General features: G+C 67.3%; 18 protein-coding genes. 9 read left to right on the top strand and 9 right to left on the bottom strand.

Annotated elements, in window-relative coordinates; translation table 11 throughout:
- The first annotated feature begins 370 nt into the window (after positions 1 to 370).
- Positions 371 to 580 (top strand): hypothetical protein, encoded by a 210-nt coding sequence (locus tag ACFWV8_RS09475; protein ID WP_384199214.1) that lies wholly within the window; start codon positions 371 to 373, stop codon positions 578 to 580.
- A 435-nt stretch (positions 581 to 1,015) separates the two neighbouring features.
- Here the strand turns inward: ACFWV8_RS09475 and ACFWV8_RS09470 are convergent, their stop codons facing one another.
- Positions 1,016 to 1,708, bottom strand: coding sequence for an ATP-binding protein (locus ACFWV8_RS09470; protein WP_384199212.1), 693 nt, complete (start codon positions 1,706 to 1,708; stop codon positions 1,016 to 1,018).
- 200 nt (positions 1,709 to 1,908) lie between these two features.
- Between ACFWV8_RS09470 and ACFWV8_RS09465 the strand changes: the two genes are divergently transcribed.
- The 4 genes from ACFWV8_RS09465 (at position 1,909) to ACFWV8_RS09450 (ending at position 3,677) form a co-directional block, all read left to right on the top strand.
- On the top strand, positions 1,909 to 2,757 hold the full coding sequence (locus tag ACFWV8_RS09465; protein WP_384199210.1) for a helix-turn-helix domain-containing protein: 849 nt from the start codon (positions 1,909 to 1,911) through the stop codon (positions 2,755 to 2,757).
- Positions 2,754 to 2,954, top strand: coding sequence for a DUF397 domain-containing protein (locus ACFWV8_RS09460; RefSeq protein WP_384199208.1), 201 nt, complete (start codon positions 2,754 to 2,756; stop codon positions 2,952 to 2,954). Before ACFWV8_RS09465 ends, ACFWV8_RS09460 begins: the two co-directional genes overlap by 4 nt.
- A gap of 113 nt (positions 2,955 to 3,067) precedes the next feature.
- Positions 3,068 to 3,460: a carboxymuconolactone decarboxylase family protein gene (locus tag ACFWV8_RS09455; protein ID WP_384199206.1), complete on the top strand. Its 393-nt coding sequence runs from the start codon at positions 3,068 to 3,070 to the stop codon at positions 3,458 to 3,460.
- Positions 3,461 to 3,464: 4 nt separating this feature from the next.
- Positions 3,465 to 3,677 carry a hypothetical protein gene (locus ACFWV8_RS09450; protein ID WP_384199204.1) on the top strand — a complete coding sequence of 71 codons (213 nt, stop codon included), beginning with the start codon at positions 3,465 to 3,467 and terminating at the stop codon, positions 3,675 to 3,677.
- Positions 3,678 to 3,759: 82 nt separating this feature from the next.
- Here ACFWV8_RS09450 and ACFWV8_RS09445 read toward each other — a convergent pair whose 3' ends face one another.
- From ACFWV8_RS09445 to ACFWV8_RS09435, 3 genes are all read right to left on the bottom strand, one after another.
- Positions 3,760 to 4,134 (bottom strand): hypothetical protein, encoded by a 375-nt coding sequence (locus ACFWV8_RS09445; protein WP_384199202.1) that lies wholly within the window; start codon positions 4,132 to 4,134, stop codon positions 3,760 to 3,762.
- A gap of 345 nt (positions 4,135 to 4,479) precedes the next feature.
- Positions 4,480 to 4,914 (bottom strand): hypothetical protein, encoded by a 435-nt coding sequence (locus tag ACFWV8_RS09440; protein WP_384199200.1) that lies wholly within the window; start codon positions 4,912 to 4,914, stop codon positions 4,480 to 4,482.
- A 75-nt stretch (positions 4,915 to 4,989) separates the two neighbouring features.
- Positions 4,990 to 5,415, bottom strand: a complete 426-nt coding sequence (locus tag ACFWV8_RS09435) for a helix-turn-helix transcriptional regulator (RefSeq protein WP_384199198.1) — start codon at positions 5,413 to 5,415, stop codon at positions 4,990 to 4,992.
- A gap of 356 nt (positions 5,416 to 5,771) precedes the next feature.
- Between ACFWV8_RS09435 and ACFWV8_RS09430 the strand changes: the two genes are divergently transcribed.
- Positions 5,772 to 6,254, top strand: a complete 483-nt coding sequence (locus tag ACFWV8_RS09430; protein WP_384199196.1) for a hypothetical protein — start codon at positions 5,772 to 5,774, stop codon at positions 6,252 to 6,254.
- A gap of 84 nt (positions 6,255 to 6,338) precedes the next feature.
- A complete protein-coding gene (locus tag ACFWV8_RS09425; RefSeq protein WP_384199194.1) occupies positions 6,339 to 7,004 on the top strand; it encodes a class I SAM-dependent methyltransferase in 666 nt (221 codons plus the stop codon).
- Between the two features lie 10 nt (positions 7,005 to 7,014).
- Here ACFWV8_RS09425 and ACFWV8_RS09420 read toward each other — a convergent pair whose 3' ends face one another.
- Together ACFWV8_RS09420 and ACFWV8_RS09415 are read right to left on the bottom strand one after the other, a co-directional pair.
- On the bottom strand, positions 7,015 to 7,995 hold the full coding sequence (locus ACFWV8_RS09420; RefSeq protein ID WP_384199192.1) for a hypothetical protein: 981 nt from the start codon (positions 7,993 to 7,995) through the stop codon (positions 7,015 to 7,017).
- A 77-nt stretch (positions 7,996 to 8,072) separates the two neighbouring features.
- A complete protein-coding gene (locus ACFWV8_RS09415; protein WP_384199190.1) occupies positions 8,073 to 8,954 on the bottom strand; it encodes a nitroreductase/quinone reductase family protein in 882 nt (293 codons plus the stop codon).
- Positions 8,955 to 9,170: 216 nt separating this feature from the next.
- Between ACFWV8_RS09415 and ACFWV8_RS09410 the strand changes: the two genes are divergently transcribed.
- On the top strand, positions 9,171 to 9,581 hold the full coding sequence (locus tag ACFWV8_RS09410) for a MarR family winged helix-turn-helix transcriptional regulator (protein ID WP_384199369.1): 411 nt from the start codon (positions 9,171 to 9,173) through the stop codon (positions 9,579 to 9,581).
- Between the two features lie 149 nt (positions 9,582 to 9,730).
- Here ACFWV8_RS09410 and ACFWV8_RS09405 read toward each other — a convergent pair whose 3' ends face one another.
- Both ACFWV8_RS09405 and ACFWV8_RS09400 read right to left on the bottom strand, forming a co-directional pair.
- Entirely contained in the window at positions 9,731 to 10,303 is a 573-nt protein-coding gene (locus tag ACFWV8_RS09405; protein ID WP_384199189.1) for a dihydrofolate reductase family protein, read from the bottom strand.
- An 87-nt stretch (positions 10,304 to 10,390) separates the two neighbouring features.
- A complete protein-coding gene (locus ACFWV8_RS09400) occupies positions 10,391 to 11,875 on the bottom strand; it encodes a DUF445 domain-containing protein (RefSeq protein WP_384199187.1) in 1,485 nt (494 codons plus the stop codon).
- Positions 11,876 to 12,065: 190 nt separating this feature from the next.
- On the opposite strand from ACFWV8_RS09400, the gene ACFWV8_RS09395 reads away from it, so the two are divergent.
- A complete protein-coding gene (locus tag ACFWV8_RS09395) occupies positions 12,066 to 13,427 on the top strand; it encodes an SGNH/GDSL hydrolase family protein (protein ID WP_384199185.1) in 1,362 nt (453 codons plus the stop codon).
- Positions 13,428 to 13,441: 14 nt separating this feature from the next.
- Here the strand turns inward: ACFWV8_RS09395 and ACFWV8_RS09390 are convergent, their stop codons facing one another.
- On the bottom strand, positions 13,442 to 14,128 hold the full coding sequence (locus ACFWV8_RS09390; RefSeq protein ID WP_384199184.1) for a DUF1707 domain-containing protein: 687 nt from the start codon (positions 14,126 to 14,128) through the stop codon (positions 13,442 to 13,444).
- Positions 14,129 to 14,136: the final 8 nt, after the last annotated feature.

Genomic DNA, 14,136 nt, shown 5'->3' with positions numbered 1-14,136 from the left:
AGCAGCGTACAAGACCAAAGTTCATCGTGGGAGATGAAATTAAGAGTTCCATCATCGATGAACGGGCAAAACAGTCATAGCCCTAGAAATCGATCAGGGAGTTCGTTCGAGGTGCCGAGTCGGTACGACAATCGGTGTGGCTCAAGACCGGAACGCGTGTACGATCGGCGACCAGGAGCAGGGTCAATCATCATCAAAATCCGAGGTGATGGAGGCTACCCCCCACCCTCGCGCACAGCGCCGCGAAGGGGGGCGGGAAGCGTGAGCAAGAAGAGGCTTTTGTCTGTATTGAACGGATCTGTGGATGCGGATGCTCGATCGCTTCTCCACGGAACCCCCCTCCTCATGGAGCCCCAGAAAGGACTCACGCGTGGCCGCGAAGAAGATGGTCGAGTACAGCGTCTCGGTTCCGGCCGAGTGCACGGCATCGGTCTCGCTCAATCACTCCCCCGGTAGCACCGTATGCACAATCGAATGCAAGGACGCCCACTATCACGACTGGTCTCGCCGTGAGTTCGTCCTGGGGGAAGCAGAAAGTCATCACCTCGACACGGATCCGCCGGAGCCCGCTGAAGCCTGAGACGGCCCGATCAGGCTCATGACCGAAGGGCGTGGCGATCGACTGATCGCCACGCCCTTCGGTCATGGGTGCAGCGGCACGCCCAAGGTCCCGAGCACCGACAGGGCCGCTTGATCAGCCGGCGCATCGGGTGGAGTCCAGATCGAGACTCTCGTACATCCAGCGCCTCGCCGCTTGCCCCGAAGGATGTCGGCGCCCGTCTCCCGCTGCCAGGCCGGGAGTTCGGACCAGTCCGCCACGTAACCCGGCTTGGGGTCTTCGAACTACCTGTACATCTGGGCCGTCCAACACATCGCGGCGAAGCGGCTCTTCAGCTAGGGGGAGAACCTCGACGCGCCGCCTTCGGTCTCGCCTGGGAAGTGCTCAACGCATCAATCTCGACGCCCAACTCGACCACGCAACAGCGCGGGTGAAGGCCGCAGTGACGGCCAGGGTTCAATGCACCAGCAAACTCTGACCGTTTCCATGGCCGGCTTCTTCCAGCTCCGCTTCGAAGTGCATTTGAGCGCGATCAAGGGCTTCGTCCGGGTCGCAGCCGTGGGCGCGGAGCCAGTGCAAGACGTCGGCGATGAGGTCGATCGCCGACGTCTCTACCACTGCCATCGCCAGTGGGCTTCCATCCTCCGATGGGGAGTACTGAATAGCCCGATGCCGGATGATGCTCATCTCGGCCTGCGCGACGCGCGGATTCCTCGGGCGTTCGCTCGGTGCCTCTAGTCCTGTGGCCAACTCACACCACACCGCCTTCGAGTTGGCCCGCGAGATGACACCCCAGCGATCGGCCACCGCATCGAGGATCATCAAGCCGCGGCCCGACTCCATGTCGGACTTGGGAGTGAGAAGCGTGGGCACCGCTCGTGTGTCCGGGGCGCTCAGCTCGATACGGAGGTGGGCGCCGTCCGTAGAAACCGCAAGGGTGACCGGGATTCCGGGGCCTACGTGGTTGATCACGTTCGCGACCAGCTCCGAGACGCAGATCTGAGCCACGTCCTCAAGATCTGACAGCCCCCAGAGCGACAGATGCAGCCGCATCGCGCGGCGCACTCGGGGGGCCATGCACGGTTCAGCGGTGAACGGCACTTTCCATGGCCGCCGTTGCACGCAACCACTCTCCTGGTAGATGGCCATGGTCCTGCTCCTCCCGCCGGGACGACCCGCGTCGTCGCACTCGATTGAGCCAGCCGTGACGTTCTGTCACTCGCCATGACAGGATGACAGCGGAGCATCCCTTCATGCAATGTGCATGAAGGGATTCGCCCGAACGAGTGATTGGCGTGAGCGCTCGCTTCCGATGGGATAGAACCCCCGTTACCGCAAGAGGAGTTGAAGTGGCCGGATCACCCACCGCACGACGCCGTCGCCTGGCGATCGAGCTCAGGAAGTTGCGCGATGAGAGCGGGATGACCTGCAACCAGGTCGGCAAGGAACTGGACTGGAGCGGTTCCAAGGTCAACAGGATGGAGACGGGCCAGGGGCGCGTACAGCCGTCAGACGTGGACGCGCTGTGTCGCTTTTACGGCACGTCGGACGAGCTGCGAGAGTTGCTGAAGGGACTGGCCAAGGAGTCCAAGACCAAGGGTTGGTGGCACGCGCACGGTGATGCCGTGCCCTCGTGGTTCTCGGTGTACGTGGGACTGGAGCAAGCTGCCGCCAACCTGCACACCTACCAGGGCGAGTTCATCCCTGGCTTGTTGCAGACACCCGAGTACGCCACCGCGTTGAGTCGGGTCACGCCTGACCAGGACCATGACGAGATCCCACGTCTCGTCGACGTGCGCATGCGCCGTCAGCAGTTGCTGACCGAGAGCAAAGCTCCCGACTTCTGGGCGGTGATTCACCAGAGCGCTCTCATGCACGTCATTGGTGGCAGACAGGTGATGGCGGGGCAGCTCGAACGTATGCTGGATCTGGGTCAGCGGCGGAACGTGACAGTGCAAGTACTGCCGTACGACGCAGGCGCGTACCCGACCACCGGCCCCTTCACCATCCTTGGCTTTCCCGAGCAGGAGGATCCAGATGTGGTGTACCGAGAGGGCCTGACAGACTCCGTCTACCTCGAACTCCCGGCAGACGTACGCATCTACACGAAAGCCTTCGACCACTTCAGGGCCCTCGCCCTGAGCCCTCAGCGATCAGATGCACTGATCCGTTCAGCCTTGGAGGAACACTCGCGATGACTCCATCCCCCACCGACCCCCAGTGGCGAAAGAGCAGCTACAGCAATGGAGCTGGCGGTGAGTGCGTCGAGGTTGCCGAGTTGGGCGGCGTCACTGCCGTGCGCGACTCGAAGGTGGCCGGCGGGCCCCGTGTCGACATACCGCAGGCCGCGTGGGCCGACTTCGTCGGCGCGCTGCGCGCGTCCCGGCTTGCCTGACCAAGGTCAACCCCGGCGCTCCCGGTGAGGGCGGCGGCGGTCGCTGTAATTAGCGGTGCGATATAGCCTTGGAAGAGGAGATTCGTTCGCTTGGTGGAGAGGGAGTGATCACCATGGCGAGCCGGAGCCGAAGCGAAGTTGAGTCGGAGATCAAGGAGACCCTTGGTCTCGTACCGCACTTCCTGGCACAGATCCCCGAGGACCTGCTGGATGCCGAGTGGGAGATCTTCAAGAAGATCGAACTCGGTGAGACGCTCATCCCGAACAAGTACAAGGAACTGATGGGGATAGCGTTGCACTCGGAGACGAAGTGCCGTTACTGCACGCTGTTCCACACGGAGGCCGCGAAGATGTTCGGGGCCACCGACGAGGAGATTCAGGAAGCTGTCCACTACGCGAAGAACAGCGTCGGCTGGAGCGTTTACCTCAACGGTACTCGTCAGGACTACGACGCGTTCGCGGAGGAACTCGGGCAGATGAAGGACTACATGGCATCGAAGGGCTGAGACCATGCGCCTTGAGTGGGCCAGACCGGGTGTCGTACGGGCGACCGCTCACGCTTACGAGCTCGCCGCGCTGGTGTCCGCCGCCCGGTTGGTGGCCGAGTCCGCGTCACCCGACATCCCTCCGGAGGCGTTGGAACAGCTCCGTCAGATACTCGATGAGTACGACGCCCAAGCGGTGCGTCTGCGTGAAGCGCCGTCCCCTGTGGACGGCGCCTGAGTGCAGGCGCTCTCCCGTAACAGGCGCGGTTGCCGGGGTGAAGGCGGCCTCCGGTTGAGATTCGGTGGTTCCTGAACCCCGATCATTTCTGGGCTGTAGAAGATCCCTCGATCGCCTCGAAGATGTCGGCATCGGTCTCTTGCTGCCAGTCTGGGAGATCGGACCAGTCCGCCACGTAGCCGGGCTTGGGGTTTTCGAAGTGCTTGTACATCTGAGCCGTCCAGCACGTCGCGACGAAGCGGCTCTTCTGCTCGCGGGAAAGCCTCGACGCGTTTCCGTCGCTTACGTCCAAGAGCTGAACGACCTGGTCGTGGACGGCGCCCGCAGCCCGGCGTTCCCACTCCGGGGTCTCGTCCCAGGGGGTGACGTAGCCGGCCTTCGGTTCGCCGGGGAAGTGCTTGCGCACTCCGGCGATCCAGGTCTCCCGGAACAGTCGCGCACCGTTGGTCTGGGGCATGCCCACGCCTCTCGTCAGGTCTGCTACGAAGTGCTCAACGCGTCGATCTCAGAGCCCAGCTCGGTCACACGGCCGTCGTCGGCGAAGGGGCCGAACCCGGCTCGTAGGCCACGGAGTCTACGGGCGACGTATCCGGAGGAAGAAGCGCGAGCGAGTTCAAGTGCTTCCCGGCCGAAGGTCACCACTTGGTCGGGGTCGCGTCGCTTTTGCGCCGATGGCGGCCAGGTCGGTGAGGACAGCACCCCGGCGGCGGTACGACTGTCCCTGAGCCAACGCGTCTTGTTTCAGCGCGCCCGTAAGTGCGGACTCAGCGAGGTCGAGTCGGCCCAGTTGTACGTATCGCGCTCAACGCTCCTCGGCCAGCCGCGAGCCATCGAAGCGGAGCCAGCCGCTGGAGGCGGTGACACCGGTCAGGTCGGCCACCTTTTCGGCGGCGTCCAGGGCTCGCTCGCAGGCGGTGAGGTGGCCCATACCCGCATATGCCTCCGCCTGGACGGAGGCCACCCAGTATCGGGTGGAGAGTGAGCCGTCGCCCCGCTTGGCGATCCTTTCGGCTGCGGAGAGAACACCTGCGGCTTCCTTGTACTGCTCCCCCGACATACCGACGTACGCGTGCCGCACAAGCGCGCACGCCCAGAGGTCGTATGCCCCTGCCTCCCTACTCGCCGACGCCGCGAGTGTGTAGGACGCAGCCGCGTCCGTGTAGCGACCGTTGTCGAAAGCCAATTCGCCCGCGAGTTGGGAGAGGTCCCCGGCGGCGCCGCATAGAGCGCCGGACACGGTGTCCGAACGAGCTTCAAGAGTCCTTATGAGCGTGGCGAGTTGGTCCTGCACGATCGGATAGACCGAACTCTTCTACCGCGCGAGTTGGTACACCTGCCACAGGTGGCTGTTCATACGGGTGAAGTCCTCGGAAGCGTTGCGCTCAACACCTTCCGCCAAGGCGTGCGCGTCAGTAGGCGGCAGCGAGGAGAGAGTCCCAGCTACGGCGATCACCCGTAGGAATTCACGTCGGATCATGTCGTCGATATCCCCCGAGCCGTGGTGGTCGCTTGCCGATGGCGTCCGGGCGGGCTCCTCGGCACAAGCCAGCTGACCGACCAGGGTGCTGAGTTCACTCAGACTGACTTGCAGAACCTCGGCCAGCCTCGGTCGTAACGCGGGTTGAGGCATGGTCCGCCCGGTCTCCCAGCGCCCGACCGTGGTGCGGTCGACACCGAGGGCGTGAGCGAACCCCTCCTGACTGTAGCCCAGCGTCTTCCGCCGCTCCGCGAGACCCATACCGGTCCCCTTTCCGCCCGAACCCACGTCTAAGGGCTGTCCCGTAATCCCTGGTGGATCAGCGCGCGGCGTCAGATGCGGTGCATCGCAAGGCGGAGGGACGTCCGCATACTGGATGTATTCGGACGTTCCGACAACGCAGCGAGGTGCCGTAGCTGTCGTCGCGCGCCCGCCAGGGATTACGGGACAGCCCTTAGCCAGGTAATGCGCCCACCGCCTCAGATGTGCGTCACGACTGCCGCATCGTTGCCGTGGAGCGATCCGGGTGAACGCGATTCCCTTGAGTTTGTCAGCCGCGTGGGGCAGGTCGACATCAGCGCGCGCAGCCGCAACAACCATGATGCGGAGGTTCCACCGTGAGCACTGCCGTTCAGACCCTCACTCGCGATCCACGCATCATCCTTAACGCACTCGCCCAGCGAGTACCCAATCTGATCACAGCCGAAGAACCCACCCTGTGGGAGCGCGAGATCGCGCTTCTGGTCCGTGACAACCCGATCATGACCCGGGAGACCCCTGAGAGGCTGCTCGGGCAGGCCATCGCGTACACAATCACGGCGATGGAACGGCGTGGTGTGGACATGGGCGTCGGCTACACCGTCGACGTGGCGGTACATCAGCTCATCCTCGACACACCGCTGTACTGGGCCTTCTGTGCCGAGTACAACAGCGGTACGTACAAGCACCACGCGCCGCTCGTCAGGCGTCGCCGCGACGGGCTCGTGCTTCGTACGGCCGAGCTGCTTCGGGACAACGGATTCGAGGTTGACGAAGAGCTCTGGGCGAAGGATGAAGCCGACTGCTCTCCGTGCGACGACAAGGTCCCTGACAGCCACTGACAGCAACTAGAGTCCTGCGCCTGCCCTTGCCTCATGAGGTCGGGCGCAGGTTCACGACTTCAACCGTCAACCCGAGGAAGCACGTTGTCAGCACGGCATGACATGGATGTGGAACGCGAGCTGTGGAATACCTACGCCGAGAGCAGCACTAAGGGCGATGTTCTCGACGGCGAGCCCGTCTTCCGTTGGACTCAGTATGCCGGGCACGGGCCGGGAGTTGAGCTGTTGGGAGAGCCCGAGTCCGTGCTTGAGATCGGTTGTGGCACGGGACGTGCGGTGGCCTTTCTCGCTCAACAGGGTATGAAGGCGACCGGGGTCGACCTTTCCCCCGTCATGGTCGAGCGTGTCGCTGAGCGCTGGGGGCACACGGGCGCGCGGTTCATCTGTGCCGGTGCGCTCGATCACCTTCAGGACAGCACCGAGACCTATGACGCCATCTACTCGATCTTCGGGGCTGTCTGGTTCGCCGATCCGGCGCGGCTGCTTCCCCTGGTCGCGAGGCGGCTCAACCCAGGTGGGGTTCTCGTCTTCTCTCATCCGCCCGCCATCCCTGGAGCGTACGGACCGCAGGGCATGTATAAGGGTGGCTTCGCGGGCAAAGCGATGTTTACCTATCGGTACAGCTATACACCTCGGAAGTGGCTCAGTCTGCTCAGGCGGAGCGGGTTCGCGCATGCCGAGGTGGAAGTACTGGATGCCCCGAAGCCCGGCCACATTGGGACGCTCGTCGCGCGCGCCGTGGTGAGTTGAGCCAAGGGCGTCACGGTCGCAGGACGACCCGGGGCCGGGTTGTGCGGGTCGTGGCGAGGTGGAGTTTGGTGAGGACCGCCCTTGTCAGTTCTTCCGGGTGGTCGCGGACCAACGTAGGGGTCACGCTCAGGACTCCCACTCCGTGGGATTCCAGCAGGAGGCGGCGGCGGAGGGTGGCGCGGTATTCCGTGATGCCCAGGTGGTATTCCGCCGAGTCGACCTCCAGGGCCACGCCCTCGTAGGGCCAGTAGGCGTCCGGGCGGGCCAGGAAGGTGCCCGTGGGGGTGCGGAGTGTGGGGTTCCAGAGGGGGTCCGGGATGCCCGCGCGGAGGAGGGTGTCGCGGGTTTCGCCCTCGGCGATGGAGCCGATGCCGACGCGGAGGTCGTCAAGGACCGCGCGGGCCGCGGGGTTGCGCAGGGCGTGGGAGGCGTGGAGTTCGGCGCGGAGGTCGTCCGGGTGGCAGCGGCCCCGCTGGACGGTGCTGACCAGCAGTGTGCGGATCCGGTCGGGTGAGGGCTCGTGGGCGGCGAAGTCGGCGGCTGCGCGGACCGCGCGGACGCAGGGGATGCCTTCGCCGCGCAGGGTCGGTGGCCAGCGGCGGGTGGTGTGGAGGCGGACGTACGAGCGGTCACGGAGCCGGCGGTCCGCGCCGACCAGGACGTCGGCCCGGTCGGTGCGGGCGCCGCGTACGCCGTAGATGGCCAGGACCGCCTCGCCCGTCAGCGCGGCGGTGTGGCCCGACATGACGGAGGCACCCCTGGCCGCGAACAGGACCGCCGCCAGCAGTTGTTGCCAGATGTCCGGCTTGCCTGTCTGTATCAGGACGACACCCGGCAGCAGCCGTTGCCAGGGGCCGCCCGGTGCGCAGCGGCGGGTCGCCGTGCTGGAGGCCAGGCCGGTGGCGCACAGCTGGCCGGTGGTCGCCAGGCGCTGTTGGGTACGGGCCAGGCGGTCGATCGCCTCGGTGTCCGCTGTCGTGGGTTTCGGCATGGACGGGTTCTGCCCAACCGTGACTCTGCGTAGCCAAAATCGTGGAAAGTTGATGCCTTGCGTGGTGTGGGGTGCGTTCAGTGCCCGTTGAGCGCCGGGAGCAGATGCTTCTCCTCGTACGCGAAGTGCTCGTCCAGGTCCGCGGCGAGCCTCTCCAGTTCCTCTCGGAGAGCCTCGGGCGTGGCCGGCGGATCCAGTCGGAGCTTCGTCAGCGCCGCCGAGACCGCGCGGTGGTCCGCACGCAGGCGCTCCAACACCGGTGCGAGCTCCGGGAATTGCCGGCCGAAGGCCGTGAACGCGCCGTCCTCGGCGGTGTGGTGCATGCCCAGCGACTCGCAGAAGCTCAGGCAGTGCAGCAGCAGCCCTTCGTCGGGAGAGGGCGACGGGGAGGAGGCGCCGGCGCGGAGCGCCGTCAGCTCGGCCCGGAGCTGGGCGTGGACGCGTACGAGCTCCTCGCCTATCGCCCGGTTCCGCGCCGGGTCCGTCAGGCTCAACGGATACAGGGCGATCACCGGGATCGTGCGGTCCGTGCCCGCCTGGTACGCCGCGAAGCCCGGGTCCCGCGCGGCCTGGAGAGCGAACAGGCGGTCGCGCTCCTCGCCTCGGAGCGGTTCGGCGCGGGCCGAGAACGTGTCGACGCCGCCCTCCTCCTTACCGATCTCGACGGTCACCCGGTTGTCCGCGAGCAGGTTGAAGTACCAGCCCGGATGCGTCGGGCCACCCGCGTTGGACGCGAAGACCAGGAGCCGTTGGCCGTCGCGCGCGTACGCGGTGGGGTTCGTACGGCGCTTGCCGGTCCTCGCGCCCAGCGTCGTCAGCAGGACGAGCGGTGCCCCCTCGAACATGCCGCCCACCCGGCCGCCGTTGGTCCGGAACTCCTCGATGATCAGCTGGTTGAACTCCTGAGGTGTGGGGCTCTGCGGGGTGCCGCGGTCGCTGTGCTGTGCGGGGTCGGTCATGAGGTGGCCTCTCCGGATACGCTCGGCGCTCGACCAGAAGACGCATTTGCTTTGCAAGCAAAGATGCTTTGAACTCAAAGCTATGGAGGGGCGGTACGGATGTCAACCGGCAGCCGGCGGCACGACGACAACCCCGACGAGCCCAACAGCCCCGAAGACCCCGACGGCCTCGGCGGCCTCGGCGTCGAGGACGGGATCCGTACGCTGTTGCTGCTCATGCCCCGGATGATCGGGCGCGTGAAGCGGATCAGAATCCCCGCGGAACTGGAGTCGTTCTCCCTCGCCCCCCGCCATCTGTCCCTCTTCGCCTTCCTCCTCTTCGACGGCCCGATGACCGTCAACACGCTCGCGACGCGCCTGGAGGTCGCCCCGGCGACGGTGAGCCTGATGGTCGGCGAGCTGAGCAGGCAGGGGATTCTGCGGCGCGAGGCCGACGAGAGCGACCGGCGGCGCACCATCGTCAGCATCAGCGACAAGCACCGGCCCGCCATCGACGGCTGGCTGGCGCGCGGGGCCGGGGCCTGGCGCAGGGCGCTGGAGCCGCTGACGCCCGCGCAGCGGCGCATGTTCGTCAACACCCTTGAGGCGTACGAGCGGGGGCTGGACGGCCCGGACGGCGACTTCTAGGCGGACGGCTCCACCTTTTACCGGATCGCGTTGAACGCCTTCGTACCGATCCACGTACTTGAGGGCACTCCCCCATGGTTGCTGGGTGTGTGGGCCGGGCGGTCCGGTTCACACACCCAGCCAGCGCCACACCCGGCCGGAGACCGTCCTCAGTGGACGACGTCGAAGACGTTCTTCTGCAGGCCGTTGGCATACACCTCGTGCTCGACCAGCCGCAGCTTCTGGGTGTCCTTGTCCGTGTCGCTGAACAGCCGCTTGCCCGCGCCGAGCAGGAGCGGGAAGACCAGCAGGTGGTATCGGTCGATCAGGCCGGCGTCCGAGAGGTTCCGGTTCAGGGTGGCGCTGCCGTGGACGATGATCGGGCCGCCCTCGGTCTTCTTCAGCGCGGCGACCTCGTCGAGCGACCGCAGGATCGAGGTCGGGCCCCAGTCAGAGACCAGTTCGTCGTCGGTGAGGGTGGAGGAGACCACGTACTTCGGCAGCACCTTGTACCGGGCGAAGTCTTCCATGCCGGGCCAGACCGGGCTGAACGCCTCGTAACTCGTTCTCCCCAGCAGCATGGCCGCGGCTTCCTCCTGCTCCCGGCCCTTGATCTCGTACGCCTCCGGGAGGAACTCCACGTCCTTGAAGGTCCAGCCCGAGTTCCGGTAACCCGGCTCGCCGCCCGGGGCCTCCACGACTCCGTCGAGCGAGACGAAGGCGGTGGTGATCAGTGTGCGCATCGAAGGTCTCCTGGGTGGTGAGTGCTGGTGGGTGATGGGTGCGGCAGTTGCGTCTGATTGACCGGGCAGCGCCTCGAAACTCATCGGTCAGCCGCCCAGCGCATGCGAGATCGTATAGATCAGCAGACCCGCCAGCGCACCCACCACCGTGCCGTTGATACGGATGAACTGCAGGTCACGGCCGATGTGGGCCTCGATCTTCTTCGACGTGTGCTTTCCGTCCCAGCTCGCGACGGTGTCGGAGATCAGTGACGTGATCTCGCCCCTGTACGTCGTCACGACGTAGTCCGCCGCGTCCTCCACCCAGCCCTCCAGCTTCCGCTGGAGCCTCTCGTCCGTCGCCAGGCGGGCGCCGAGCGAGAGGAGGGAGGCACGGGCGCGCAGGCGCAGTTCGCTGCGGTCGTCCTCGGCCGCCGCGATGATCATCGCGCGTACGGAGGACCACGCCGACGCGATGATGTCCTGCACCTCCGGGCGGGCCAGCAGCTCCGACTTGAGGCGCTCGACGCGTGCCCGCGTCTCCGTGTCCGACTGGAGGTCGGAGGCGAAGTCCTTGAGGAAGCGGTCGATCGCGCCGCGCGCCGGGTGGCTCGGCATGTCACGCATCTCCGTGACGAAGCGCAGCAGTTCCTTGTAGACGCGGTCGCCGATCCTGCGGTCGACGAAGCGCGGCGTCCAGCCGGGCGCGCCTCCCTGGACGGCGTCCATCACCGAGTCGCCGTGCTCGACCAGCCAGTCGTGCGCGCGGGCGCAGATCAGGTCGACGGCGCGGTGGTGGGCGCCGTCCTCGACCACGCGTTCCAGCGTCTTCCCTATGCCGGGGGCGACCTCCACGGCGTCCGCGCGGCGGGTGATCGCCTCGCCCACGACCGCCTGGACGTCGCTGTCCCGCAGGACGGTCAGCGCGCCCCGCAGGGCCGTGGCCAGTTCGGCGGTGACGCGGTCGGCGTGGGCGGGGTCGGCCAGCCAGGCGCCGAGCCGGCCGCCTATGCCGAGTCCGCGCAGCCGGGTCCGTACGACATCGCCGGAGAGGAAGTTCTCCCCCACGAACGAGCCGAGGGAGGCGCCGAGTTGATCCTTCTTGTTCGGGATGATCGCGGTGTGCGGGATCGGCAGGCCGAGCGGGTGGCGGAAGAGGGCCGTGACGGCGAACCAGTCCGCCAGGGCGCCCACCATGCCCGCCTCGGCCGCCGCCGCCACGTACGCGGGCCAGCCGGTGACGCCCGAGTTCTTCGCCCAGGTGGCGAGGATGTAGATGAGCGCGACGAAGAGCAGCAGGCCGGTCGCGGTGGCCTTCATACGGCGGACGCCGCGCCGCTTCTCCTCGTCGGCGGCGGTGAAGCCGAGCGGGGAGAACGGCGAACGCCTGCCGGGGCCGGAGCCCAGGGCGAAGGCTCCTGCGCCCCCGTCCGTAATCGCCTCCGCCCCCGGCTCCGCGTCCGGACGTGCGGCGGAGACGGCCGTCGCCGACCTGCCCGCCGGGCCGCCGGCCACGCCCGTACGAGCCCTGTCACTCCCTGCCGCCCCGGACCCCGTCGTGCTGTCCGGATCAGCCGGATCGCGTCGTTCCATTCACTCCACCCATCCGCGTACGTGCCCGCCGTGACCTACCGTCCCGTACCCAAAACCGGCCCGCCAACGGGACCCCTCACCCATCTGTGCGCATTGTCCCTACCTCTGGTACTCCCGGGACGCATCCCGAGTTCCCGCGCCATGCCGGATGATGTCCTTTGTACGTAGGTGTGAGGGAGTCACGGGGGACATGAACAGACAACGGGGATTCGTCCTGCTCGCGGGCCTTATGACGGTCGTGGCACTGGTGGTCGCCACGATATTCGCCGCGGTCGGCGCGCTGGGCGGTGACGGGGGCTCCGACCAGGGCCGCCGTGACCAGGCAGCCGCGTCCGGAAGCGGCGCGGGCGCCCGTACGCCCGTGGGGTCCGCGGCGCCCGCGTCCGCCGACGCGTGGATCGGGACCTGGGCCGCCGCGCCGGCGGGGGTCGAGCCCGGGGTACCGAACGGCCACGCCGGGCGTTCCATCCGTAACGTCGTCCACACCAGCATCGGCGGCACCGCCGCCCGCATCACGCTCTCCAACCTCTTCAGCCGCGAAGCCCTGCTCATCGGCCACGCCTCGATCGCCGTCTCGCACAGCAACGACGGCGACGACCACGGCCGACATGAGAGCCCGAGCGCAGCCCCCGGCACCATGCGCCTCATCACCTTCGGTAAGAAGACGTCCGTCGTCATCCCGCCCGGCGGGCGCGTCGTCAGCGATCTCGTACGGCTCCGGGTGCCCTACGACACCGACCTCCTGGTAACGGTCCACACGCCCGCGCCCGGCGGCCCCGTCACGTACCACCCGCGCGCCCTGCGACCCTCGTACACGGCCGTGGGCGACCGTACGCGGGACCTCGGCGGCGCCGCGTACACCGAGAGCGCCCCGGTCTGGCGCTACCTCACCGCCGTCGACGTGCTCAACCGGCGGGCGCGCGGCTCGGTCGTCGTCATCGGCGACTCGATCACGGACGGCATCGGCTCCTCCTACGGCGCCGGCCACCGCTGGACCGACGTGCTGGCGGACCGGGTGAGCGGCAGTGGCCTGGGCGTACTCAACGCGGGCATCAGCGGCAATCGCGTCCTGCGCCCCAGCCTCGCCGCCGGGAAGGGGCCCAGTGCCCTCGCCCGCTTCGGGCGGGACGTCCTGGGGCAGGCGGGGACCGAGGTCGTCTTCGTCGAACTCGGCATCAACGACATCATCCGCCGGCCGAACGAGACCGACCCGGACCGGATCACCGCCGGGCTGAAGTCCCTCACCCGGCAGGCGCACGCGTGGGGGCTGCGGGTCGTCGGCTCGACGCTCACGCCCTTCGGCGGCAACCCGCGCCACACCGACCGGCTGGAGGCCGTGCGGGACCGGGTGAACGACGCCATCCGGTCGGGCGAAGTCTTCGACAGGACCGTCGACTTCGACCGGCTGCTGCGCGATCCGTACGCTCCCGACCGGCTGCGGCCGGACTACGACTCGGGCGACGGTCTGCACCCGAGCGACAACGGATACGCGGCCATGGGGCGCTTCGTCGGCATCGAGGACCTGGTGGGCAAGGAGCCCGCACTGCTCTGAGCGCGTCCCAGGGATCAGTCGAGTTCTTTGCGGAGCCTGTCCTTCTCCAGCTCCGCCTTCTTGCGCTCCTCCTTGAGACGGCGCTTCTCCGCCGACCTCATCTTGCGCTCCACCCCCACGCCGCCCATCAGCGCGAACCCCGTGATGACCACCCGCGGCGAGCCGGGGCTCAGCTCCGTGGTCTCCCCGCTCTCCCCGAAACCGCCCATCAGGCTCAGGCCGCGCACCGTGACATCCATGTCCGGCGGGATGACGACATGGATGCCGCCCATCAGCGCGAAGCAGCGGATGGACGCCTCTCGCTCCTCGAACCGCGCCTCACGCAGGTCGATCTGGCCGCCGCCCATCATCGTGAAGGCGTGGAACCGCCGGCCCACCGTCCAGGTGCCCTTGCGGTTGAACCCTCCCCAGAAGGAGACGGCGGCACGGGACGTCGCGCGTCCCCGGCCGATCCACGTCGCCCACCGGCCCGCGCCCTCGACGCTACGCGCGGGCGACAGGTCGGCCGTCGAGCCCGGCGCGGGCAAGTCCCTGACCAGCGGCTGGAGTTCACCGTGCGTACGGGCCTTGTACGCCGCGTCCAGGCGGGTGTCGAACTCCTCCATGTCGATGCGCCCTTCGGACAAGGCATCGCGCAGCAGTTCGGCGACACGCTCGCGCTCGGAGTCCGAGGCGCGCATCTCAGGAAGTTCACTCGTCATGTTGTCAG

Source organism: Streptomyces sp. NPDC058665 (assembly GCF_042714995.1).
Classification (GTDB): domain Bacteria; phylum Actinomycetota; class Actinomycetes; order Streptomycetales; family Streptomycetaceae; genus Streptomyces.
The sequence above is the reverse complement of the archived record's forward strand: the minus strand, read 5'-3'. Positions and strand labels throughout refer to the sequence as shown.

Coding starts and splice junctions, on each gene's coding strand:
- ACFWV8_RS09460 (WP_384199208.1), top strand. CDS start 2,754: ATGACTCCATCCCCCACCGACCCCCAGTGGCGAAAGAGCAGCTACAGC.
- ACFWV8_RS09400 (WP_384199187.1), bottom strand. CDS start 11,875: ATGGAACGACGCGATCCGGCTGATCCGGACAGCACGACGGGGTCCGGG.
- ACFWV8_RS09395 (WP_384199185.1), top strand. CDS start 12,066: ATGAACAGACAACGGGGATTCGTCCTGCTCGCGGGCCTTATGACGGTC.
- ACFWV8_RS09455 (WP_384199206.1), top strand. CDS start 3,068: ATGGCGAGCCGGAGCCGAAGCGAAGTTGAGTCGGAGATCAAGGAGACC.
- ACFWV8_RS09470 (WP_384199212.1), bottom strand. CDS start 1,708: ATGGCCATCTACCAGGAGAGTGGTTGCGTGCAACGGCGGCCATGGAAA.
- ACFWV8_RS09390 (WP_384199184.1), bottom strand. CDS start 14,128: ATGACGAGTGAACTTCCTGAGATGCGCGCCTCGGACTCCGAGCGCGAG.
- ACFWV8_RS09445 (WP_384199202.1), bottom strand. CDS start 4,134: ATGCCCCAGACCAACGGTGCGCGACTGTTCCGGGAGACCTGGATCGCC.
- ACFWV8_RS09420 (WP_384199192.1), bottom strand. CDS start 7,995: ATGCCGAAACCCACGACAGCGGACACCGAGGCGATCGACCGCCTGGCC.
- ACFWV8_RS09405 (WP_384199189.1), bottom strand. CDS start 10,303: ATGCGCACACTGATCACCACCGCCTTCGTCTCGCTCGACGGAGTCGTG.
- ACFWV8_RS09415 (WP_384199190.1), bottom strand. CDS start 8,954: ATGACCGACCCCGCACAGCACAGCGACCGCGGCACCCCGCAGAGCCCC.
- ACFWV8_RS09450 (WP_384199204.1), top strand. CDS start 3,465: ATGCGCCTTGAGTGGGCCAGACCGGGTGTCGTACGGGCGACCGCTCAC.
- ACFWV8_RS09410 (WP_384199369.1), top strand. CDS start 9,171: ATGCCCCGGATGATCGGGCGCGTGAAGCGGATCAGAATCCCCGCGGAA.
- ACFWV8_RS09435 (WP_384199198.1), bottom strand. CDS start 5,415: ATGGGTCTCGCGGAGCGGCGGAAGACGCTGGGCTACAGTCAGGAGGGG.